Here is a 21,639-nt window from a genome sequence, read left to right as displayed (position 1 = left end):
TTACCTCCTTTGCCGGGTGGCGCTGACGCTTACCCGGCCTACATTTCGTTCCCGTAGGTCGGGTAAGGCGTAGCTGCCACCCGACAGTTCCCTCCAAAGTTCAATTCTGGCACGCCTATTGCTTTGTTTATTCAGGTAAACGCAGTTTGGCTTAACGTGCAACTTAGTCGCACCAGCGTAGATCATCGGTAGCACCGAAACGGTGCAACGGGAGATATTTGCCTCTGAATGGTGCGGCGCGCTTCGCAAAAATAAACAATAACGCAGCAAAATCTTTACATTAAGCCAGACTAAATGTTAACAAGCTTGCATAACACTGCACTCGCATTGCGCGAGATATAACAACATCACAATGGGTATCAAAGCGTCACTGGCGCTGATAAAAAAGGAGTTGGGTATGCAATTACGTAAACTGGCCACAGCAATGCTGGTTATGGGAATGTCTGCAGGCGTGGTTCACGCTGAAGATGCTCCGGCAGCAGGCAGCACTCTCGACAAGATTGCCAAAAACGGCGTCATCGTGGTCGGCCACCGTGAATCTTCAGTCCCGTTCTCTTACTACGACAACACGCAAAAAGTCGTGGGCTATTCACAGGATTACTCCAACGCCATCGTTGAAGCTGTGAAGAAAAAGCTGAACAAACCTGACCTGCAGGTGAAGCTGATCCCAATCACTTCACAGAACCGTATTCCACTGCTGCAAAACGGCACCTTTGATTTCGAGTGTGGATCCACCACCAATAACCTCGAGCGTCAGAAACAGGCTGCCTTCTCGGACACCATCTTTGTTGTGGGCACCCGCCTGCTGACCAAGAAAGGCGGTGAGATCAAAGACTTCGCGGACCTGAAAGGCAAAGCGGTCGTTGTCACTTCCGGTACCACCTCAGAAGTGCTGCTGCACAAGCTGAACGACGAGAAGAAAATGGATATGCGCATCATCAGCGCGAAAGACCATGGCGACTCCTTCCGTACTCTGGAAAGTGGTCGTGCCGTCGCGTTTATGATGGATGACGCCCTGCTGGCGGGCGAGCGTGCGAAAGCGAAAAAACCGGACAACTGGGATATCGTCGGTACCGCGCAGTCGAAAGAAGCCTACGGCTGTATGCTGCGTAAAGACGATCCGCAGTTCAAAAAGCTGATCGATGACACCATCGCTCAGGTGCAGACCTCCGGCGAAGCGGAAAAATGGTTCGACAAGTGGTTCAAGAACCCGATTCCACCAAAAAATCTCAACATGAACTTTGAACTGTCTGAAGACATGAAAGCGCTGTTCAAATCTCCAAATGACAAAGCTCTTAACTAATTAGAACAACAGGGGCGGGATCTCCTGCCCTCTCGATTGTCGGGAAGCATGGACAGACTATACGTTGAGTGGTCGTTCCCCACTCAGCGCGAAAAATGAGCTTCTCACCAATCTTCGAGGGTAGCGCTGCTACCCTTTTTTTTCTGGAGTTTATTATGTCAATAGACTGGAACTGGGGCATATTCCTGCAACAAGCCCCGTTCGGCAACACCACCTATCTTGGCTGGCTGTGGAGCGGCTTTCAGGTTACCGTGGCATTATCGATAACGGCGTGGATTATCGCGTTTCTTGTCGGTTCTCTGTTCGGTATTCTGCGCACCGTCCCTAACCGTTTTCTTTCAACACTTGGCACCCTGTATGTGGAACTGTTCCGTAACGTTCCGCTGATCGTGCAATTCTTTACCTGGTATCTGGTTATCCCGGAACTGCTGCCTGAAAATATTGGCATGTGGTTCAAGTCGGAACTGGATCCGAATGTACAGTTCTTTGTCTCCTCCATGATGTGTCTGGGGCTGTTTACCGCTGCGCGCGTTTGCGAGCAGGTGCGTGCCGCCATTCAGTCATTACCCCGTGGACAAAAAAATGCGGGCCTGGCAATGGGCTTGACCCTGCCGCAAACCTACCGCTATGTGCTGCTGCCTAACGCCTACCGCGTTATCGTTCCACCGATGACCTCTGAGATGATGAACCTGGTGAAAAACTCGGCCATCGCCTCGACTATCGGCCTGGTCGATATGGCCGCTCAGGCGGGCAAACTGCTGGATTACTCCGCGCACGCGTGGGAATCCTTCACCGCGATCACGCTCGCGTATGTTCTGATTAACGCTTTCATCATGCTGGTGATGAACCTGGTTGAACGCAAAATCCGCCTGCCGGGTAATCTGGGGGGCAAATAATGTACGAATTTGACTGGAGTTCTATCGTTCCATCCATGCCATACCTGCTTGATGGCCTGGTGATTACCTTAAAAATCACCGTTATCGCCATCATCATTGGTATCGTCTGGGGCACCCTGCTGGCCGTCATGCGCCTGTCGAGCTTTAAACCCCTCGCCTGGTTTGCGACCGCCTACGTTAACGTGTTCCGCTCCATCCCGCTGGTAATGGTGCTGCTGTGGTTTTACCTGATTGTGCCCGGCTTCCTGCAAAACGTGCTGGGCCTGTCGCCGAAAACCGATATCCGCCTGATCTCCGCGATGGTGGCGTTCTCCATGTTTGAGGCCGCTTACTACTCGGAAATTATCCGTGCGGGCATTCAGAGTATTTCCCGCGGGCAATCCAGCGCCGCACTGGCACTGGGGATGACGCACTGGCAGTCCATGCAGCTCATTATTCTGCCGCAGGCGTTTCGCGCCATGGTTCCGCTCCTGCTGACCCAGGGGATCGTGCTGTTCCAGGATACCTCCCTGGTCTACGTTCTGAGTCTGGCAGACTTCTTCCGTACCGCGTCAACCATCGGTGAACGTGATGGTACGCAGGTCGAGATGGTGCTCTTCGCGGGTGCGGTCTATTTTGTGATTAGTTTAAGCGCGTCGCTGTTGGTCAGCTGGCTGAAGAAAAGGACGGTATAATGATTTCCCTGAAAAATGTTTCTAAATGGTATGGGCACTTTCAGGTGCTGACCGACTGCTCCACCGAAGTGAAAAAAGGCGACGTGGTGGTGGTGTGCGGGCCGTCCGGTTCCGGTAAATCGACGCTGATCAAAACCGTCAACGGACTGGAGCCGGTGCAGCAGGGTGAGATCGTTGTCAACGGCACCAAAGTCAACGACAAGAAAACCAATCTCGCCCAGCTTCGCTCTCACGTTGGCATGGTGTTCCAGCACTTTGAGCTGTTCCCTCACCTCTCCATTATTGAGAACCTGACCCTGGCGCAGGTGAAAGTGCTTAAGCGTGATAAAAAGGCGTCGCGCGAGAAAGGGCTGAAGCTCCTGGAACGCGTGGGTCTCTCGGCACATGCCGATAAGTTCCCGGCACAGCTTTCTGGCGGCCAGCAGCAGCGCGTGGCGATCGCCCGTGCGCTGTGCATGGATCCCGTTGCGATGCTGTTTGATGAGCCAACGTCTGCGCTCGATCCTGAGATGATCAACGAGGTGCTGGACGTCATGGTTGAACTGGCGCACGAAGGGATGACCATGATGGTAGTGACCCACGAAATGGGCTTCGCCCGTAAAGTGGCCAACCGAGTGATCTTTATGGACGAAGGGAAGATCGTAGAAGACTCGCCGAAAGAGGAGTTCTTCGCTAACCCGAAATCCGAGCGCGCAAAAGACTTCCTCGCCAAAATCCTGCATTAATCTTCCCGGTGCGCAATCTGCGGATTGCGCACTGCTTCACGCTTTAGATTTCTTCCTCTATTCGACGTCACATTGCAGCGTTAACCTTGTCACAAAATAACGCTATGAATGGAGAACGCTATGGCACAACCGATCATTCTCGATTGCGATCCGGGTCATGATGACGCGATCGCTCTCGTCCTTGCACTTGCCTCCCCTGAACTCGACGTCAAAGCCGTCACCTCTTCTGCCGGAAACCAGACGCCGGATAAAACCCTGCGTAACGTTTTGCGCATGCTGACGCTGCTTAACCGCCCTGATATTCCCGTCGCCGGCGGAGCGGTCAAGCCTCTGATGCGTAAGTTAATTATCGCGGATAACGTGCACGGTGAAAGTGGGCTGGACGGTCCGGCGCTGCCGGAGCCGGGCTTCGCACCGCAAAACTGCACCGCGGTAGAGCTGATGGCAAAAATCCTGCGCGAAAGCGCGGAGCCCGTAACGCTGGTGGCGACCGGACCACAAACCAACGTTGCGCTGCTGCTGAACAGTCATCCGGAACTGCACGGTAAAATCGCCCGGATCGTGATTATGGGTGGCGCGATGGGGCTGGGAAACTGGACGCCGGCTGCCGAGTTCAATATTTTTGTCGACCCGGAAGCCGCCGAGATCGTCTTCCAGTCAGGATTACCGATTGTGATGGCGGGGCTGGATGTTACCCACCGCGCGCAGATTATGGCGGACGACATTGAACGCTTCCGTGCCGTAGGTAATTCGGTCGCGACAACCGTGGCTGAGCTGCTCGATTTCTTTATGGAGTATCACAAAGCCGAGAAATGGGGTTTCCACGGCGCGCCGCTGCATGACCCCTGCACGATCGCCTGGCTGTTAAAACCGGAGATGTTTACCACGGTGGACAGGTGGGTTGGCGTCGAGACTCAGGGAAAATATACCCAGGGCATGACGGTGGTGGATTACTACTCGCTGACCGGGAATAGACCGAATACTACGGTGATGGTGGATATTGACAGACAGGCGTTTGTGGATTTGCTGGCGGAGAGACTGGCTTACTATAGTGCGGCCTGATGCCCTCACCCCGGCCCTCTCCCACAGGGAGAGGGTGTAAACAGTTTTGCTTTTACCTAGGGCTCAAACGGCCGGCGCTGGAACTGGTCGTGCCCGCACTTCGGACACAGCGGCAGTACATCCGGCGTATAGACCGCAATATGGTGATGGCACTTCTCACACACCAGGTTGCCCAGGCCCACCACTTCGCCGCTCTGGTAGACACCGTGGTGGTTCAAATCCTGGAATACCTCGCGCCACTCCAGCTGCGTTTTATCGGTGATATCCGCCAGCTCCTGCCACAGGCTCTCCTTAATCACCCGCATAAAAACGCTGTCAGCGACCTCGTCCTGACTCTCTTCGTAACTGCGCGCAAACTCTTCCAGGTCACGACGCACGGCACGGGTCACCTCTTCCACTTCGGTTCGCGTTAACTCACCCGTTTGCGTCACACGGGCACGTGCCTGCTCAACCAGCGCGTCAATATCGCGCTCGCCGTTACGCAGCCGTTCCGTCAGTGTCGCCACCAGTTCGCGGTAAAATTGAGCAACCTTGTTCATCATTTTGCCTCCCGGGTAAGTAACTATTTCTAATAATAGACCTTATTTCATCACCGCTTTGTCAGGTGAAGCACAGACCCGGTAAATTCCTGCAAAGCGCATTTGTGCGAAAGGCTGTTTTGACGCGGGCGTTTGGGCTATGCTATGCGGATCTGAATTACCACATCCATTGGCTACATTTGTAGCTGTATTGAAAACAGGACCACTGGCTGCCATGCAAGAGCAATACCGCCCGGAAGAGATAGAATCAAAAGTCCAGCAACACTGGGACGAGAAGCGCACCTTTGAAGTAACCGAAGACGAGAGCAAAGAGAAGTATTACTGCCTGTCGATGCTTCCCTATCCTTCTGGTCGACTACACATGGGCCACGTGCGTAACTACACCATCGGTGATGTGATTGCGCGCTATCAGCGTATGCTGGGCAAAAACGTCCTGCAGCCTATCGGCTGGGATGCGTTCGGTCTGCCTGCGGAAGGTGCAGCGGTAAAAAACAATACGGCTCCGGCACCGTGGACGTACGACAACATCGCGTATATGAAAAACCAGCTCAAAATGCTGGGCTTTGGCTATGACTGGAGCCGCGAGCTGGCAACCTGTACCCCGGAATACTATCGCTGGGAACAGAAATTCTTCACCGAGCTGTATAAAAAAGGCCTGGTGTACAAGAAGACCTCTGCCGTTAACTGGTGTCCGAATGACCAGACCGTTCTCGCAAACGAACAGGTTATCGACGGCTGCTGCTGGCGCTGCGACACCAAAGTTGAGCGTAAAGAGATCCCGCAGTGGTTTATTAAAATCACCGCTTACGCTGATGAGCTCCTGAACGATCTGGATAATCTGGACCACTGGCCAGATACCGTGAAGACCATGCAGCGCAACTGGATCGGCCGTTCTGAAGGCGTGGAAATTACCTTCAACGTTGAGAACTACGACCAGACCCTGACCGTCTACACCACCCGTCCGGACACCTTCATGGGTGCGACCTATCTGGCCGTGGCCGCAGGTCACCCGCTGGCGCAGAAAGCGGCAGAAAACAATCCGGAACTGGCTACCTTCATCGACGAGTGCCGCAACACCAAAGTCGCCGAAGCCGACATGGCGACGATGGAGAAAAAAGGCGTTGATACCGGCTTTAAAGCCATTCACCCACTGACTGGCGAAGCCATCCCTGTCTGGGCCGCGAACTTCGTACTGATGGAATACGGCACTGGCGCCGTAATGGCCGTTCCGGGTCACGACCAGCGCGACTACGAATTTGCCACCAAATACGGTCTGACCATCAAACCGGTTATTCTGGCCGCCGACGGTTCTGAACCAGACCTGTCCGAACAGGCGCTGACCGAAAAAGGCACCCTCTTCAACTCCGGCGAATTCAGCGGCCTGAGCTTCGAAGAAGGCTTCAACGCCATCGCCGATAAGCTGGCTTCCCTTGGCGTGGGCGAGCGTAAAGTTAACTTCCGTCTGCGCGACTGGGGCGTTTCCCGTCAGCGTTACTGGGGTGCGCCAATCCCAATGGTGACGCTGGAAGATGGCACCGTGATGCCAACGCCGGAAGATCAGCTGCCGGTGATCCTGCCGGAAGACGTGGTCATGGACGGCATCACCAGCCCGATCAAAGCCGATCCTGAGTGGGCAAAAACCACCGTCAACGGCCAGCCTGCACTGCGTGAAACCGACACCTTTGACACCTTTATGGAGTCATCCTGGTACTATGCGCGTTATACCTGCCCGCAGTATCAGGACGGTATGCTGGACTCCGATGCGGCAAACTACTGGCTGCCGGTAGATATCTACATCGGTGGTATCGAACACGCCATCATGCACCTGCTCTACTTCCGCTTCTTCCATAAGCTGATGCGCGATGCCGGCATGGTGAACTCTGACGAACCGGCTAAACAGCTGCTGTGCCAGGGCATGGTGCTGGCGGATGCCTTCTACTACGTTGGCGCAAACGGTGAGCGTAACTGGGTTTCTCCGGTTGATGCTATCGTTGAGCGTGACGAGAAAGGCCGCATCGTTAAGGCCAAAGACGCCGCTGGTCATGAGCTGGTCTATACCGGCATGAGCAAGATGTCCAAGTCTAAAAACAACGGCATCGACCCGCAGGTGATGGTTGAGCGCTACGGTGCGGATACCGTGCGTCTGTTCATGATGTTTGCTTCTCCGGCAGACATGACTCTGGAGTGGCAGGAGTCTGGCGTTGAAGGCGCGAACCGCTTCCTGAAACGCGTCTGGAAACTGGTTTACGAACATACCGCTCTGGGCGATGCCCCGGCACTGAACGCCGCTGCGCTGACTGAAGATCAGCAGGCCCTGCGTCGTGATGTTCATAAAACGATTGCGAAAGTGACCGACGATATTGGTCGTCGTCAGACCTTCAATACCGCAATTGCGGCTATTATGGAACTGATGAACAAGCTGGCGAAAGCCCCGCAGGACGGCGAGCAGGATCGTGCCTTAATGCGCGAAGCGCTGCTGGCGGTTGTTCGCATGCTGAACCCGTTCACTCCGCACGTCAGCTTCACCCTGTGGCAGGAGCTGAAAGGCGAAGGCGATATCGACAACGCGCCGTGGCCTCAGGCTGACGAAGCAGCGATGGTGGAAAACACAACGCTGGTCGTGGTCCAGGTAAACGGCAAAGTCCGCGGTAAAATTACCGTGGCGGTCGATGCAACCGAAGAACAGGTTCGCGAGCGCGCGGGCCAGGAAACTCTGGTCGCAAAATATCTTGAGGGCGTTACCGTGCGTAAAGTGATCTACGTACCGGGTAAACTGCTGAATCTGGTCGTTGGCTAAGCGCGGGAGGAAACGTGCGACAACTGGCAACAATACTCTTATCTCTGGCGGTGCTTGTCACCGCTGGCTGTGGCTGGCACCTGCGCAATACTACGGCGGTGCCTGCTCAGATGAAAACAATGATCTTTGACTCTTCGGATCCGAATGGTCCTCTCAGCCGGGCAATCCGTAATCAGCTTCGTCTGAACGGCGTTGAGTTGATTGAGAAAGACACGCTGCGCCAGGATGTTCCGTCTCTGCGTGTTCTGGGGATGACGCTCGGCAAAGATACGGCCTCTATCTTCCAGGATGGCCGCACCGCTGAGTATCAAATGGTCATGACGGTTAATGCAGCCGTGCTGATCCCGGGTAAAGACATTTATCCAATCAGTACAAAAGTGTACCGTTCGTTCTTTGATAACCCGCAGACGGCGCTGGCAAAAGATGCCGAACAGCAGATTATCATCAACGAAATGTACGACAAGGCGGCGGAACAGCTGATCCGTAAACTGCCGACCGTTGCTGCGTCTAAGAAAGAAGGCTCTGACATCATCGAAAAACCGGACGCTAACGCAGCTCCTGTTTCTACCTCCATGGGTAACTGATGATCAGGCTGTATCCTGAACAACTCCGCGCGCAGCTCAATGAAGGGCTGCGCGCGGCGTATCTGCTTCTTGGGAACGATCCGTTATTACTTCAGGAAAGCCTGGATGCCGTGCGACATGCGGCGGCCGCGCAGGGCTTTGATGAACACCACACCGTCCAGATCGATAACAACACCGACTGGAACACCCTCTTCTCACTGTGTCAGGCGATGAGCCTTTTTGCCTCGCGCCAGACGATTCAAATCCTGCTGCCGGATAACGGTCCTAACGCGGCCATTAATGAGCAGCTCGCCACGCTGGTCCGCCTGTTACACAGCGATCTGCTCCTCATTGTGCGTGGCAACAAGCTGACTAAAGCCCAGGAAAACGCAGCGTGGTTTACCCAGCTCGCCACCCACGCGGTGATGGTCACCTGTCAGACGCCTGAGCAGGCGCATCTGCCTAAGTGGGTGGCCGCGAGAGCGAAGCAAAACAACCTTCAGTTGGATGATGCGGCAAATCAACTGCTCTGCTACTGCTATGAAGGTAACCTGCTGGCCCTGGCGCAGGCGCTGGACAGACTCTCCCTGCTGTGGCCGGACGGCAAGCTGACCTTACCGCGCGTTGAGCAGGCCGTTAACGACGCGGCGCACTTCACGCCGTTCCACTGGGTGGACGCGCTGCTGTCGGCGAAAAGCAAACGCGCCCTGCATATTCTGCAGCAGCTGCGCCTGGAAGGGAGCGAACCCGTCATTCTGCTGCGTACGCTGCAGCGCGAACTGCTGCTGCTGGTTACGCTCAAGCGACAGTCTGCCCATACGCCATTGCGCTCGCTGTTTGATAAACATCGTGTGTGGCAAAACCGCAGGGCGATGACCACCGAGGCCGTTAACCGCCTGAGTCATGAACAGCTTCGTCAGGCTGTACAGCTTCTGATGCGCGCTGAGCTCACGTTAAAACAAGATTATGGTCAGTCGGTCTGGGCAGAGCTGGAAAGCCTTTCTCTACTGCTTTGCCATAAGGCGCTGGCAGACGTTTTTATTGATGGATAGTATGCATTCCTTACAGGCCTTGTATGGCGGCACCTTCGACCCGGTACATTACGGGCATCTGAAGCCGGTTGAAATTCTGGCGAATCTGATCGGCCTTCAGCGCGTCATCATTATGCCCAATAATGTCCCGCCCCATCGTCCGCAGCCCGAGGCAACCAGCGAGCAGCGAAAAGAGATGCTCGCCCTTGCCATCGCAGATAAACCGCTCTTCAGGCTTGATGAGCGCGAGTTGCGTCGCGACACGCCCTCCTGGACGTCTCAGACGCTTCAGGAGTGGCGAGCCGAACAAGGACCAGACCAGCCGCTGGCCTTTATCATCGGTCAGGATTCCCTGCTGAATTTCCCCACATGGCATCAGTATGAAACCATTCTGGAGAACAGCCACCTGCTCGTTTGCCGCCGTCCGGGCTATCCGCTGACCATGCGCGAAGAGCAGTACCAGCAGTGGCTGGAAGACCATCTCACGGATAACGTTGAGGATCTCCACAATCAGCCTGCCGGGAAGATTTATCTGGCGGAAACGCCGTGGTTCGATATCTCTGCAACACTCATTCGCGAGCGTTTACAGCAAGGTTTAGCGTGTGACGATATGCTACCGGCAGCGGTGCTTGAGTATATCCATACGCACGGTTTGTATCAGAAAAGCGCAGATGAATAGCCGGAGGGCATAAAAAGTGGCTTATTGTTTATCCTGCCTTGACAGGTTAAGCCATACTGTTATCCTCCGCTGCCAGACTTTCCCGCCGATCATTGCTTTACAGAAATTGTTTTACAAAAATGGCGATGCAATCTCAGGCGGAGGGTGGGATGATACCCGCCTTCAAAAGCCTGGCCGGAGACAGTTGTCCCGATACAGGCGTGAGTTCAGGTATACTGCCTGGCTACGAATTCAACGTTTTATAATCTCATTCACCCCAGGGGGAAAACTTGCAGGGTAAAGCACTCCAGGATTTTGTTATTGACAAAATTGATGACCTGAAAGGTCAGGACATCATCGCTATCGACGTTAAGGGTAAATCCAGTATTACCGACTGCATGATCATCTGCACCGGTACTTCTACGCGTCATGTGGTTTCGATTGCCGATCACGTGGTTCAGGAATCGCGTGCAGCAGGGCTGTTACCGCTGGGTGTTGAAGGTGAAGCGACGGCTGACTGGGTAGTTGTCGACCTCGGCGATGTGATTGTCCATGTCATGCAGGACGAGAGTCGTCGCCTGTATGAGCTGGAAAAACTCTGGGGTTAATGCGTGAAGTTGCAGCTGGTCGCCGTCGGCACCAAAATGCCGGACTGGGTACAAACCGGTTTTACTGAATATCTGCGTCGTTTTCCAAAAGACATGCCGTTCGAACTGGTGGAAATCCCCGCCGGAAAGCGCGGCAAGAACGCCGATATCAAACGTATTCTCGATAAAGAGGGTGAACTGATGCTGGCTGCCGCAGGCAAAAACCGCATCGTTACCCTCGATATTCCAGGGAAGCCCTGGGATACGCCGCAGCTGGCGCACGAACTGGAGCGCTGGAAGCAGGATGGCCGTGACGTCAGTCTGTTGATTGGCGGGCCTGAAGGGTTATCCCCTGCCTGCAAAGCGGCAGCAGAACAAAGTTGGTCTCTCTCCGCGCTGACGCTTCCCCACCCGCTCGTTCGGGTACTGGTAGCGGAAAGCCTGTATCGCGCGTGGAGCATTACTACCAACCACCCCTATCACCGCGAGTAATGACTGACCAGGGTAGATTAAGCAGCGGATGAAACTACAGAATTCTTTTCGCGACTATACGGCTGAGTCCGCGCTGTTTGTGCGCCGGGCACTGGTCGCCTTTACGGGGATTTTGCTGCTTACCGGCGTGCTGATCGCCAACCTTTATAATCTGCAAATTGTCCGCTTTACCGACTACCAGACGCGTTCAAACGAAAACCGCATTAAGCTGGTGCCTATCGCACCCAGCCGCGGCATTATTTACGATCGTAACGGCACTCCGCTTGCGTTAAACCGCACCATCTATCAAATCGAGATGATGCCGGAAAAAGTTGATAACGTTCAGGATACGCTGGAAGCGCTGAAGAGCGTTGTCGATCTTAACGATGACGATATCGCCGCCTTCAAAAAAGAGCGCGCCCGCTCTCACCGCTTCACCTCCATTCCGGTAAAAACCAACCTGACGGAAGTTCAGGTGGCCCGTTTTGCGGTGAATCAATACCGTTTCCCCGGCGTGGAAGTGAAGGGTTACAAGCGTCGCTACTACCCTTACGGCTCCGCGCTGACGCATGTGATTGGCTACGTTTCCAAGATTAACGACAAAGACGTCGACCGCCTCGATAAAGACGGCAAGCTGGCCAACTACGCGGCAACGCACGATATCGGTAAGCTGGGGATTGAACGTTATTACGAAGATGTTCTGCACGGGCAAACCGGCTATGAAGAGGTTGAAGTTAACAACCGTGGCCGCGTTATTCGCCAGCTGAAAGAAGTGCCGCCTCAGGCCGGGCACGACGTCTATCTGACGCTCGATCTGAAACTGCAGCAGTATATTGAAACCTTACTGGCGGGCAGCCGTGCAGCCGTGGTGGTGACCGATCCGCGTACCGGTGGCATCCTGGCGATGGTGTCAATGCCAAGCTATGACCCAAACCTCTTTGTTGACGGCATCTCCAGTAAAGACTATTCCGGCCTGCTTAATGACCCCAATACACCGCTGGTGAACCGCGCGACGCAAGGGGTTTATCCCCCGGCATCCACGGTTAAACCGTACGTGGCGGTCTCGGCACTGAGTGCCGGCGTCATCAACCGTAATACCAGCCTGTTTGACCCGGGCTGGTGGCAGTTGCCAGGTTCAGATAAGCGCTATCGTGACTGGAAAAAATGGGGCCACGGCCATCTGAACGTCACCAAATCGCTGGAGGAATCTGCGGATACCTTCTTCTATCAGGTGGCTTATGACATGGGGATCGACCGCCTGTCAGAGTGGATGAGCAAATTCGGCTACGGACATTACACAGGCATTGACCTTTCAGAAGAACGCTCCGGCAACATGCCAACGCGTGAATGGAAGCTGAAGCGCTTTAAAAAACCCTGGTATCAGGGTGACACCATTCCGGTGGGTATCGGCCAGGGCTACTGGACGGCAACGCCGCTTCAGATGAACAAAGCCATGATGATCCTCATCAATGACGGCGTGGTTAAAGTGCCTCATCTGCTACAGAGCACGGTTGAAGACGGCAAAAAAGTGCCGTGGAACCAGCCGCACGAGGCCCCGGTGGGTGACATTCACTCCGGCTTCTGGGAAATCGCGAAAGACGGTATGTACGGCGTGGCAAACCGCCCGAACGGTACCGCGCATAAGTATTTTACCGGCGCACCGTACAAGGTGGCCGCGAAATCCGGTACCGCGCAGGTGTTTGGTCTGAAAGCCAACGAAACCTATAACGCACACCGCATTGCCGAACGTCTGCGTGACCATAAGCTGATGACGGCGTTTGCCCCTTATGATAACCCGCAGGTCGCGGTGGCGATGATTCTGGAGAACGGCGGTGCCGGGCCAGCGGTAGGGACCATCATGCGCCAGATCCTGGACCACATTATGCTGGGTGATAACAACACCGAACTGCCGGCTGAAAACCCGGCCGCCGCTGCGGCGGAGGACCAATAATCATGACGGATAATCCAAATAAAAAATCGCTGTGGGATAAAATCCACATCGACCCAGCCATGCTGCTGATCCTGCTGGCCCTGCTGGTTTACAGCGCTCTGGTTATCTGGAGTGCCAGCGGTCAGGATATCGGCATGATGGAGCGCAAAATCGGCCAGATCGCGATGGGTCTGATCATCATGGTGGTGATGGCGCAGATCCCGCCGCGCGTCTACGAAGGCTGGGCGCCCTATCTCTACATCTTCTGTATTATTTTGCTGGTTGCGGTAGATGCGTTTGGCGCCATTTCAAAAGGGGCGCAGCGCTGGCTGGATCTGGGCATTGTCCGCTTTCAGCCCTCGGAAATTGCCAAAATCGCCGTTCCATTGATGGTGGCTCGCTTTATCAACCGCGACGTTTGTCCGCCGTCGTTGAAAAATACCGCCATCGCACTGGTGCTGATATTCCTGCCGACGCTGCTGGTTGCGGCACAGCCTGACCTCGGCACCTCAATCCTTATCGCCCTCTCAGGCCTGTTTGTCCTTTTCCTGTCGGGACTGAGCTGGCGTCTGATTGGTATCGCGGTAGTGCTGATCGCGGCGTTCATCCCTATCCTCTGGTTCTTCCTGATGCATGATTACCAGCGCCAGCGCGTCATGATGCTGCTCGATCCGGAAACCGATCCGCTGGGCGCGGGCTATCATATTATTCAGTCCAAGATTGCGATTGGCTCCGGCGGCCTGCGCGGTAAAGGCTGGCTGCACGGCACGCAGTCGCAGCTGGAATTTTTACCGGAACGCCACACAGACTTTATCTTCGCCGTACTGGCGGAAGAGCTGGGGCTGGTGGGCATCTTAATATTGCTGGCACTGTACGTCCTGCTGATCATGCGGGGATTGTGGATTGCAGCACGCGCGCAAACCACCTTTGGTCGCGTCATGGCTGGCGGGTTGATGCTGATTTTATTCGTTTATGTCTTCGTAAATATTGGTATGGTGAGTGGTATTCTGCCGGTGGTAGGCGTACCGCTGCCGCTGGTGAGTTACGGAGGCTCGGCACTGATCGTGTTGATGGCCGGGTTTGGTATCGTGATGTCGATCCATACCCACAGAAAAATGTTGTCAAAAAGCGTATAAAAATAAGGGGATCGGAATGCGTAAGCAGTGGCTGGGGATCTGCATTGCGGCAAGTTTACTTGCGGCCTGCACAAGTGATGATGGTCAGCAACAGGCAACCGTCGCGCCGCCGCAGCCTGCGGTGTGTAATGGCCCGAACGTTGAAATCAGCGGCGCCGATCCCGTTTATGAACCGCTGAATGCCAGTGCTAATCAGGATTACGAGCGCGACGGCAAGAGCTACAAAATTGTTCAGGATCCGTCTCGTTTCAGTCAGGCTGGCTTTGCCGCCATTTACGATGCCGAGCCTGGCAGTAACCTGACGGCTTCCGGGGAAGCGTTCGACCCAATGCAGCTGACTGCGGCACACCCAACGCTGCCGATTCCAAGCTACGCCCGTATCACCAACCTGGCGAACGGCCGTATGATCGTCGTGCGCATCAACGACCGCGGCCCGTACGGGAATGACCGGGTGATTTCCCTGTCTCGCGCGTCCGCCGATCGCCTGAATACCTCGAACAATACCAAAGTCCGTATTGACCCGATTATCGTAGCGCAGGATGGCTCGCTCTCCGGGCCGGGCACCGCGTGTACGACGGTGGCGAAACAGACCTATGCCCTTCCCGACCGTCCAAATCTTGACGGCGGAATGGGAAGCGCCTCGTCTCCGGCAGCACCGTCTCAGCCGGGTGGCGAAATCCGTCCGATCAGCAATGACACCCTGCAAAGCGATGATTCAACCGGCGCACCGGTAAAGAGCAGCGGTTTTCTGGGTGCACCGACGACCTTAGCCTCGGGCGTGCTTGAAGGCAGCGAGCCTACGCCAGCCCCTGCTCCTGTTACAGCACCAGCGACCCAACCGGCTCCCGTAACGGCACCGGCGACTACGCAAAGTGCGGCGGTGGCGGCTCCGGCAGCGGCCAGCGGCAGCTACGTGGTCCAGGTAGGCGCAGTGAGCGATCGGGCGCGGGCCCAACAGTATCAACAGCGTCTGAGCCAGCAGTTCGGTGTACCAGGACGCGTTGAACAGAACGGCGCGGTGTGGCGTATTCAGATGGGGCCGTTTGCCAGCAAATCGCAGGCAACGACCCTTCAGCAGCGCCTGCAGAATGAAGCTCAGCTTCAGTCATTTATCGCTGTTGCAAAGTAATTAATCGGCGGTGTCCGAAATGTCAGTTTGTGTAAAACACATTCACAAACTCATGCTTAAAGTCGGATGCCTGCCTGAATAGCATTTGCTATAGTAAGGCACTTTTTTTAATTCCATCACGGATGTCGTAGTTCTGACCATGAAGACCACCTTTTCTGCTCGTTTTGTGCAGCGCATGGCGCTGACCGCGGCCCTTTGCGCTGCTGCACTCTCTGCAGCTCACGCCGATGACCTGAATATCAAGACCATGATCCCTGGCGTTCCGCAAATCGATGCGGAATCCTACATCCTGATCGATTACAACTCTGGCAAAGTGCTGGCAGAACAGAATGCCGATGCGCGTCGTGACCCGGCCAGCCTGACCAAAATGATGACCAGCTACGTTATCGGCCAGGCGATGAAGGCAGGTAAATTCAAAGAGTCGGATCTGGTCACCATCGGTAACGATGCGTGGGCAACCGGGAACCCCGTCTTCAAAGGTTCTTCTCTGATGTTCCTGAAGCCGGGTATGCAGGTTCCTGTTTCTCAGCTGATTCGCGGCATCAACCTGCAGTCGGGTAACGATGCCTGCGTGGCGATGGCCGATTTCGCTGCGGGTAGCCAGGATGCCTTCGTGGGTCTGATGAACAGCTACGTGACCGCGCTGGGCCTGAAAAACAGCCATTTCCAGACCGTACACGGCCTGGATGCAGACGGTCAGTACAGCTCCGCACGCGACATGGCCCTGATTGGTCAGGCGCTGATCCGCGATGTCCCCAATGAGTACTCTATCTATAAAGAGAAAGAGTTCACCTTCAACGGTATTCGTCAGACCAACCGTAACGGCCTGCTGTGGGATAACAGCCTGAACGTTGACGGCATCAAAACTGGCCATACCGATAAAGCGGGCTACAACCTGGTGGCATCTGCCACTGAAGGTCAGATGCGTCTGATCTCAGCCGTGATGGGCGGTCGTACCTTTAAAGGTCGCGAAACAGAAAGCAAGAAACTGCTGACCTGGGGCTTCCGTTTCTTCGAAACCGTGAATCCGCTGAAAGCAGGCAAGGAGTTTGCTTCTGAACCCGTCTGGTTCGGCGACAACGACCGTGCTTCCCTCGGCGTTGATAAGGACCTGTACCTGACCATTCCTCGTGGTCGTATGAAGGATCTGAAAGCCAGCTACGTCCTGAACAGCACCGAGCTGCATGCCCCGCTGCAGAAAAACCAGGTTGTGGGCACCATTAACTTCCAGCTGGATGGCAAGACGATCGATCAGCGTCCGCTGGTTGTCCTGCAAGAAATTCCTGAAGGCAATTTCTTCGGCAAAATCATTGATTACATTAAATTGATGTTCCATCACTGGTTTGGTTAAAAATTGAACACTTGAAAGTGTGATTTTGATCCCCATATACTAAGTATCCTGATAACTCCCACCTGACGTGGGAGTTATTCTTTTTGACGTTACGCCGGAGCTGACATGAAAACCAAACTTAACGAACTGCTTGAATTCCCTACCTCATTTACCTACAAAGTAATGGGTCTGGCGAAACCTGAGCTGGTTGATCAGGTGGTTGAAGTGGTACAGCGCCATGCGCCGGGTGACTACTCTCCGTCAGTAAAACCAAGCAGCAAGGGCAACTACCACTCGGTTTCTATTACCATCACTGCGACACACATTGAGCAGGTTGAGACGCTGTACGAAGAGCTCGGCAATATCGAAATTGTTCGTATGGTGCTATAGTCCCTTTTCGGTTACCCGGTTTGCCGGGTAACCCCTCTCCCCGCTGTGATATACTCCCGCACACCTTTTGTCCCTCGTCTTCGGAGACGCAGTTTTGTATCAGGATAAAATTCTGGTCCGTCACCTCGGGCTGCAACCTTATGAGCCTGTCTCCCAGGCTATGCATGACTTCACCGATTCACGCGATGACAGTACCCCGGATGAGATCTGGCTGGTGGAACACCTGCCGGTATTTACGCAGGGTCAGGCGGGAAAAGCGGAACATTTATTGATGACGGGAGATATCCCGGTTATTCAGAGCGATCGCGGTGGGCAGGTCACTTACCACGGGCCCGGGCAGCAGGTAATGTACGTCCTGCTTAATCTGAAGCGCAGAAAGCTTGGCGTGCGCGAACTGGTTACCTTACTGGAACAAACCGTCGTCAAGACGCTGGCGGAATACGGTATTGACGCGCACCCACGGGCCGATGCGCCGGGCGTCTACGTTGGGGAAATGAAGATCTGCTCTCTGGGACTGCGTATTCGTAAAGGCTGCTCCTTCCACGGCCTCGCATTGAATATTAATATGGATCTCGCGCCTTTCCTGCGTATAAACCCCTGCGGCTACGCCGGCATGGAAATGACGCACATGCGCCATTGGGTTGAAACCGCGACGCCAGAAACTATTCGTCCCGTACTTTTGAAGAACGTGTTAGCACTACTTAACAATCCCCCGCACGAATATATCCCTGCTTAATATATCGTACAACATGGCTCGCTAATTTGACGAGCCACTGTTTATTTACCGCTTTTGCGCTTTACAATAAACCCCAGATTCTATATTTTCGAAGCGCCCGAATATTACCGTTACATATTATTTAGCCTTACGCAAGCGCGGCAAACACGGCCTAAGTAACGTGAGTGATAATCACACAACTGTTTGTTTTCGATAAACAAGTGAAACAAAACCAACACTTTACGAATCTCTACAAGCATAATAAATAAATTCAACTATCATTCATATTGTGAATGTATACGGAGTGAAAGCGTGGAGTATAATAATTTACCAGCCAAACGCCTGAATGACTCTGGTGGCGAAGACAAGCCGCAAATTTTTCGGACTTTACGTAATATTGATCTCAATTTACTGACTATTTTTGAGGCAGTATATGTCCACAAGGGTATCGTTAACGCTGCGAAAATTCTTAATCTCACGCCATCAGCAATAAGCCAGTCAATTCAAAAGCTACGCGCTATATTCCCCGACCCGTTATTTATCCGTAAGGGCCAGGGTGTAACGCCGACGGCTTACGCTACGCACCTCCATGAGTTCATCAGCCAGGGACTGGAGTCGATTCTGGGCGCTCTGGATTTAACCGGCAGCTACGATAAGCAGAGAACCATCACCATCGGCTGTTCGCCTTCTGTGGGTGTACTGGTGATGCCTGCAATCTTCCAGGCCGTGAAAGAGCATGCGCCACAGCTCCTGCTTCGCAACGTGCCGCTCAGCGAACCGGATATTCAGCTTGCCCAGTTCCAGACGGACCTGATTATTGAAAGCGGTAACTTCAGCGCCAGAGCGCTGGGGCAAAATGTGCTCTATGCGGATAACCTGGTTCTGGTGTGCCGCCAGCAGCATCCCGCGCTCAGCGAGCCGTTAACCCTCGAAAACCTGCGCAACTACGACCACTCTTCTTTCATCACTGAGGGGCAGTCTAATCATGCTCTGCGCCAGCGTATTGATGAAATTTTCCCAGAGCGTCAGATCAGCTTCAGCAGTTACAATATGTTCACCACTGCATCCCTGATCGGCAGCAGCGATATGCTGTGCATCATGCCGGCACGCCTGTATAACCTGCTGCGTAAATGCTGGCCGCTGGAAAGCATCCCACTCGGGCAGCTTAATGCGGAATCTATCGAGATTTCACTGCATTACAACAAACTGAGTTTGCGCGATCCGGTACTTGAAAACGTCATCCGCATTATCCGCCAGGCCTTCTGACAGCTTAAGCCAGCACAAGCCCCTGCGCTATGCAGGGCAAAAGGCACAAAACAACAACTATTTTACAAATTGGCGACGTGGCAGGCTGCTTTAACGACCGTTTCAATGATATACTGCCTGTCGTTCGTTCAAAAATAGTTGATAAATACAACATTCCCTTGAATTGAAACGCTTTCCTTCGATATTCGCAACTGGAACACGCACGCTATGAGTAAACCCATTGTGATGGAACGCGGTGTTAAATACCGCGATGCCGATAAAATGGCCCTTATCCCGGTTAAAAACGTGGCTACAGAGCGCGAGGCGCTGTTAAGAAAACCGGAATGGATGAAAATCAAACTTCCGGCAGACTCTTCGCGTATCCAGGGGATCAAAGCGGCGATGCGCAAAAACGGCCTCCACTCCGTCTGTGAAGAAGCTTCTTGCCCGAACCTTGCTGAATGTTTCAACCACGGTACCGCGACGTTTATGATTCTGGGTGCCATCTGTACCCGCCGCTGCCCGTTCTGCGATGTAGCTCATGGCCGTCCAGTTGCACCCGATGCTAACGAACCCCAAAAACTGGCGCAGACCATCGCTGACATGGCGCTGCGTTACGTGGTTATCACGTCCGTTGACCGTGACGATCTGCGTGATGGTGGTGCTCAGCATTTTGCTGATTGCATTACGGCCATTCGCGAGAAAAGCCCAAACATTAAAATTGAGACGCTGGTTCCAGACTTCCGCGGCCGTATGGACCGTGCGCTGGACATCCTGACCGCTACACCGCCAGACGTGTTTAACCACAACCTGGAGAACGTGCCGCGTATTTATCGCCAGGTGCGTCCGGGTGCAGATTATAACTGGTCTCTGAAGCTGCTGGAGCGTTTCAAAGAAGCGCATCCGCATATCCCGACCAAATCAGGTCTGATGGTGGGTCTGGGTGAAACCAATGAGGAAATCATCGAGGTGATGCGCGATCTTCGCCGCCACGGTGTGACCATGCTGACCCTGGGACAGTATCTGCAGCCAAGCCGCCACCACCTGCCGGTACAGCGCTACGTGAGCCCGGACGAGTTTGATGAAATGAAAGCCGAAGCGCTGGCGATGGGCTTTACCCACGCAGCATGCGGCCCATTTGTTCGCTCCTCATACCATGCCGATATGCAGGCAAAAGGCGAAGAAGTTAAATAATGCTGTAATATTCATTTACAGTAATACAAAAAAACCGGCCTCATGAGCCGGTTTTTTTTCGCAAGCCCTCAGGCATTGCCGTCACTCTTTGTGGGAAAGCTTGTCTGCCGGGACGTCATCCTCGGCGCTTTTCTTCGCAGCCGCATCATCGTCGTTCATCGCTTTCTTAAAGCCTTTAATGGCCGCGCCCAGGTCACCACCCAGCGTGCGTAACTTCTTGGTACCAAACAGCAGGACGACCAGTGCGGCAACCACCAGCAGTTTGGTAATACTAATCTCACCCATAGATACCTTCTTTACTTAAAACAGGCTGCATTCAGCGCCAAAACCTGATTGTATTAACGGTCATTTAGCGCGTGCACACAATAGCAATCTGTAACAAGGTGAATCAAGCATTGTTGAAAAAAACGTCACAATAATTGCGGTGGCGCAAATCGACGATTGCGAAGAACGGGTAATTGCTCACGGGCAAGCGCAATTCTATCTAAGTTTATCTCCGCCATCAGCAAAACCGGTGCTTCCGCGGCGGCGGCAATCGTCACACCCAGCGGATCAACCACCCTGCTTTGCCCGATGTTTTTAGTACCACACTCTCCTGCGGCAACGACATAACAGGTCGTATCCAGCGCGCGCGCCGCAAGCAGCGTTGACCAGTGGTGCTCTTTTAACGGTCCTTTGACCCACGCGGCAGGCAAGACCAGCACGTCTGCCCCCTGTAGCGCCAGGTGAAGCGCCAGCTCCGGAAAACGCAGGTCGTAGCAGGTCATCAACCCAACCTTAAACCCGTCAATCTCCAGCAGCGGCGGAACACGGTCTCCGGGGTCAACGCGTCGCGATTCCTGAATGCTAAACGCGTCATAGAGATGTAGCTTGGCGTAACGTGCAACTATTATCCCGCCGCGAATCACCACGAGCGTATTCACCGCACGATCCGGCGTGGAGGGAACATGCACCGTAAAAATAGTTGTCATCTCGTTGCCGACGCTCTCGGCCAGTAATTGCTGTAAAAACCCGCCGTCCAATGGCTGTGCCGACTTCACCGACAGATCCGGATCATTATCATCCCTGGCCAGCAGCGCTTCGGGGAGAACTAACAGCGACGCGCCCTTCTGCCGGGCCTGCATCATCAGATTGACGCATTTGCTTGCGTTCTCATGCCAGTCAGGCGTGACCGCAAATTGCCCTACCGCTACGTACATATTTGTCCCCTCATCATAATCGGCGTTAAACTCGCTACTCTAACAATCAAATAGCAGGTATTAAG

22 protein-coding genes are annotated in these 21,639 nt (G+C 54.1%); 19 read left to right on the top strand and 3 right to left on the bottom strand.

All coding sequences use genetic code 11. From position 1 onward, the window contains the following. Positions 1–397: 397 nt before the first annotated feature. The 5 genes from AC3WOK_RS17590 (at position 398) to rihA (ending at position 4,660) form a co-directional block, all read left to right on the top strand. On the top strand, positions 398–1,303 hold the full coding sequence (locus AC3WOK_RS17590; protein WP_023334902.1) for an amino acid ABC transporter substrate-binding protein: 906 nt from the start codon (positions 398–400) through the stop codon (positions 1,301–1,303). Between the two features lie 155 nt (positions 1,304–1,458). Continuing rightward, positions 1,459–2,199 (top strand): amino acid ABC transporter permease, encoded by a 741-nt coding sequence (locus tag AC3WOK_RS17585; protein ID WP_023310756.1) that lies wholly within the window; start codon positions 1,459–1,461, stop codon positions 2,197–2,199. Further along, positions 2,199–2,873 (top strand): glutamate/aspartate ABC transporter permease GltK, encoded by a 675-nt coding sequence (gltK, locus tag AC3WOK_RS17580; protein ID WP_014883002.1) that lies wholly within the window; start codon positions 2,199–2,201, stop codon positions 2,871–2,873. The genes AC3WOK_RS17585 and gltK overlap by 1 nt, the downstream gene beginning before the upstream one ends. Then, entirely contained in the window at positions 2,873–3,598 is a 726-nt protein-coding gene (locus tag AC3WOK_RS17575; protein WP_014883001.1) for an amino acid ABC transporter ATP-binding protein, read from the top strand. Before gltK ends, AC3WOK_RS17575 begins: the two co-directional genes overlap by 1 nt. A gap of 120 nt (positions 3,599–3,718) precedes the next feature. Further along, positions 3,719–4,660, top strand: coding sequence for a pyrimidine-specific ribonucleoside hydrolase RihA (gene rihA, locus AC3WOK_RS17570; RefSeq protein ID WP_492354889.1), 942 nt, complete (start codon positions 3,719–3,721; stop codon positions 4,658–4,660). A 56-nt stretch (positions 4,661–4,716) separates the two neighbouring features. Here the strand turns inward: rihA and AC3WOK_RS17565 are convergent, their stop codons facing one another. Then, a complete protein-coding gene (locus tag AC3WOK_RS17565; protein WP_047347386.1) occupies positions 4,717–5,199 on the bottom strand; it encodes a zinc ribbon-containing protein in 483 nt (160 codons plus the stop codon). 214 nt (positions 5,200–5,413) lie between these two features. Between AC3WOK_RS17565 and leuS the strand changes: the two genes are divergently transcribed. From leuS to lipA, 14 genes are all read left to right on the top strand, one after another. Beyond that, positions 5,414–7,996 (top strand): leucine--tRNA ligase, encoded by a 2,583-nt coding sequence (gene leuS / locus AC3WOK_RS17560; protein WP_264438051.1) that lies wholly within the window; start codon positions 5,414–5,416, stop codon positions 7,994–7,996. 14 nt (positions 7,997–8,010) lie between these two features. Continuing rightward, on the top strand, positions 8,011–8,580 hold the full coding sequence (lptE, locus tag AC3WOK_RS17555; protein WP_047347100.1) for an LPS assembly lipoprotein LptE: 570 nt from the start codon (positions 8,011–8,013) through the stop codon (positions 8,578–8,580). Next, positions 8,580–9,611: a DNA polymerase III subunit delta gene (holA, locus tag AC3WOK_RS17550; RefSeq protein ID WP_492354888.1), complete on the top strand. Its 1,032-nt coding sequence runs from the start codon at positions 8,580–8,582 to the stop codon at positions 9,609–9,611. Before lptE ends, holA begins: the two co-directional genes overlap by 1 nt. Next, positions 9,604–10,269 (top strand): nicotinate-nucleotide adenylyltransferase, encoded by a 666-nt coding sequence (gene nadD / locus AC3WOK_RS17545; RefSeq protein WP_063429942.1) that lies wholly within the window; start codon positions 9,604–9,606, stop codon positions 10,267–10,269. Before holA ends, nadD begins: the two co-directional genes overlap by 8 nt. Positions 10,270–10,538: 269 nt before the next feature. Continuing rightward, a complete protein-coding gene (gene rsfS / locus AC3WOK_RS17540; RefSeq protein ID WP_023334893.1) occupies positions 10,539–10,856 on the top strand; it encodes a ribosome silencing factor in 318 nt (105 codons plus the stop codon). A 3-nt stretch (positions 10,857–10,859) separates the two neighbouring features. Beyond that, positions 10,860–11,327, top strand: a complete 468-nt coding sequence (rlmH, locus tag AC3WOK_RS17535; protein ID WP_003858701.1) for a 23S rRNA (pseudouridine(1915)-N(3))-methyltransferase RlmH — start codon at positions 10,860–10,862, stop codon at positions 11,325–11,327. A 28-nt stretch (positions 11,328–11,355) separates the two neighbouring features. Next, positions 11,356–13,257 carry a peptidoglycan DD-transpeptidase MrdA gene (mrdA, locus tag AC3WOK_RS17530; protein ID WP_059310819.1) on the top strand — a complete coding sequence of 634 codons (1,902 nt, stop codon included), beginning with the start codon at positions 11,356–11,358 and terminating at the stop codon, positions 13,255–13,257. Positions 13,258–13,259: 2 nt separating this feature from the next. Beyond that, the gene (gene mrdB, locus AC3WOK_RS17525) at positions 13,260–14,372 is read left to right on the top strand and encodes a peptidoglycan glycosyltransferase MrdB (RefSeq protein WP_008501037.1); all 1,113 of its coding nucleotides are present in this window, start codon (positions 13,260–13,262) and stop codon (positions 14,370–14,372) included. Between the two features lie 16 nt (positions 14,373–14,388). Then, the gene (rlpA, locus tag AC3WOK_RS17520; protein WP_059310818.1) at positions 14,389–15,501 is read left to right on the top strand and encodes an endolytic peptidoglycan transglycosylase RlpA; all 1,113 of its coding nucleotides are present in this window, start codon (positions 14,389–14,391) and stop codon (positions 15,499–15,501) included. Positions 15,502–15,640: 139 nt separating this feature from the next. After that, the gene (dacA, locus tag AC3WOK_RS17515; protein ID WP_023334890.1) at positions 15,641–16,852 is read left to right on the top strand and encodes a D-alanyl-D-alanine carboxypeptidase DacA; all 1,212 of its coding nucleotides are present in this window, start codon (positions 15,641–15,643) and stop codon (positions 16,850–16,852) included. Positions 16,853–16,957: 105 nt separating this feature from the next. After that, positions 16,958–17,221 carry a DUF493 family protein YbeD gene (ybeD, locus tag AC3WOK_RS17510; RefSeq protein ID WP_006177135.1) on the top strand — a complete coding sequence of 88 codons (264 nt, stop codon included), beginning with the start codon at positions 16,958–16,960 and terminating at the stop codon, positions 17,219–17,221. A gap of 94 nt (positions 17,222–17,315) precedes the next feature. Then, on the top strand, positions 17,316–17,957 hold the full coding sequence (lipB, locus tag AC3WOK_RS17505) for a lipoyl(octanoyl) transferase LipB (protein ID WP_063429940.1): 642 nt from the start codon (positions 17,316–17,318) through the stop codon (positions 17,955–17,957). A 291-nt stretch (positions 17,958–18,248) separates the two neighbouring features. Then, positions 18,249–19,202, top strand: coding sequence for a YbeF family transcriptional regulator (locus tag AC3WOK_RS17500; RefSeq protein WP_063429938.1), 954 nt, complete (start codon positions 18,249–18,251; stop codon positions 19,200–19,202). Between the two features lie 207 nt (positions 19,203–19,409). Beyond that, on the top strand, positions 19,410–20,375 hold the full coding sequence (lipA, locus tag AC3WOK_RS17495) for a lipoyl synthase (protein WP_047347107.1): 966 nt from the start codon (positions 19,410–19,412) through the stop codon (positions 20,373–20,375). A gap of 81 nt (positions 20,376–20,456) precedes the next feature. Here the strand turns inward: lipA and tatE are convergent, their stop codons facing one another. Next, on the bottom strand, positions 20,457–20,660 hold the full coding sequence (gene tatE, locus AC3WOK_RS17490) for a twin-arginine translocase subunit TatE (RefSeq protein WP_023310742.1): 204 nt from the start codon (positions 20,658–20,660) through the stop codon (positions 20,457–20,459). A 125-nt stretch (positions 20,661–20,785) separates the two neighbouring features. After that, complete coding sequence (locus AC3WOK_RS17485) at positions 20,786–21,574, bottom strand: deaminated glutathione amidase (RefSeq protein WP_447855265.1); 789 nt, start codon at positions 21,572–21,574, stop codon at positions 20,786–20,788. Positions 21,575–21,639: the final 65 nt, after the last annotated feature.

The organism is Enterobacter sp. FW301-JW81, from assembly GCF_058788735.1.
Note: the sequence above shows the minus strand (reverse complement) of the source record. Positions and strands in the feature narration are given on the sequence as shown.

Excerpts from the sequence above, each read along its gene's own strand:
- holA (WP_492354888.1), top strand. The coding sequence starts at position 8,580 with ATGATCAGGCTGTATCCTGAACAACTCCGCGCGCAGCTCAATGAAGGG.
- gltK (WP_014883002.1), top strand. The coding sequence starts at position 2,199 with ATGTACGAATTTGACTGGAGTTCTATCGTTCCATCCATGCCATACCTG.
- dacA (WP_023334890.1), top strand. The coding sequence starts at position 15,641 with ATGAAGACCACCTTTTCTGCTCGTTTTGTGCAGCGCATGGCGCTGACC.
- AC3WOK_RS17565 (WP_047347386.1), bottom strand. The coding sequence starts at position 5,199 with ATGAACAAGGTTGCTCAATTTTACCGCGAACTGGTGGCGACACTGACG.
- mrdA (WP_059310819.1), top strand. The coding sequence starts at position 11,356 with ATGAAACTACAGAATTCTTTTCGCGACTATACGGCTGAGTCCGCGCTG.
- tatE (WP_023310742.1), bottom strand. The coding sequence starts at position 20,660 with ATGGGTGAGATTAGTATTACCAAACTGCTGGTGGTTGCCGCACTGGTC.
- AC3WOK_RS17590 (WP_023334902.1), top strand. The coding sequence starts at position 398 with ATGCAATTACGTAAACTGGCCACAGCAATGCTGGTTATGGGAATGTCT.
- ybeD (WP_006177135.1), top strand. The coding sequence starts at position 16,958 with ATGAAAACCAAACTTAACGAACTGCTTGAATTCCCTACCTCATTTACC.
- nadD (WP_063429942.1), top strand. The coding sequence starts at position 9,604 with ATGGATAGTATGCATTCCTTACAGGCCTTGTATGGCGGCACCTTCGAC.
- rlpA (WP_059310818.1), top strand. The coding sequence starts at position 14,389 with ATGCGTAAGCAGTGGCTGGGGATCTGCATTGCGGCAAGTTTACTTGCG.
- AC3WOK_RS17585 (WP_023310756.1), top strand. The coding sequence starts at position 1,459 with ATGTCAATAGACTGGAACTGGGGCATATTCCTGCAACAAGCCCCGTTC.
- leuS (WP_264438051.1), top strand. The coding sequence starts at position 5,414 with ATGCAAGAGCAATACCGCCCGGAAGAGATAGAATCAAAAGTCCAGCAA.
- rihA (WP_492354889.1), top strand. The coding sequence starts at position 3,719 with ATGGCACAACCGATCATTCTCGATTGCGATCCGGGTCATGATGACGCG.
- AC3WOK_RS17485 (WP_447855265.1), bottom strand. The coding sequence starts at position 21,574 with ATGTACGTAGCGGTAGGGCAATTTGCGGTCACGCCTGACTGGCATGAG.
- mrdB (WP_008501037.1), top strand. The coding sequence starts at position 13,260 with ATGACGGATAATCCAAATAAAAAATCGCTGTGGGATAAAATCCACATC.
- AC3WOK_RS17575 (WP_014883001.1), top strand. The coding sequence starts at position 2,873 with ATGATTTCCCTGAAAAATGTTTCTAAATGGTATGGGCACTTTCAGGTG.
- lipA (WP_047347107.1), top strand. The coding sequence starts at position 19,410 with ATGAGTAAACCCATTGTGATGGAACGCGGTGTTAAATACCGCGATGCC.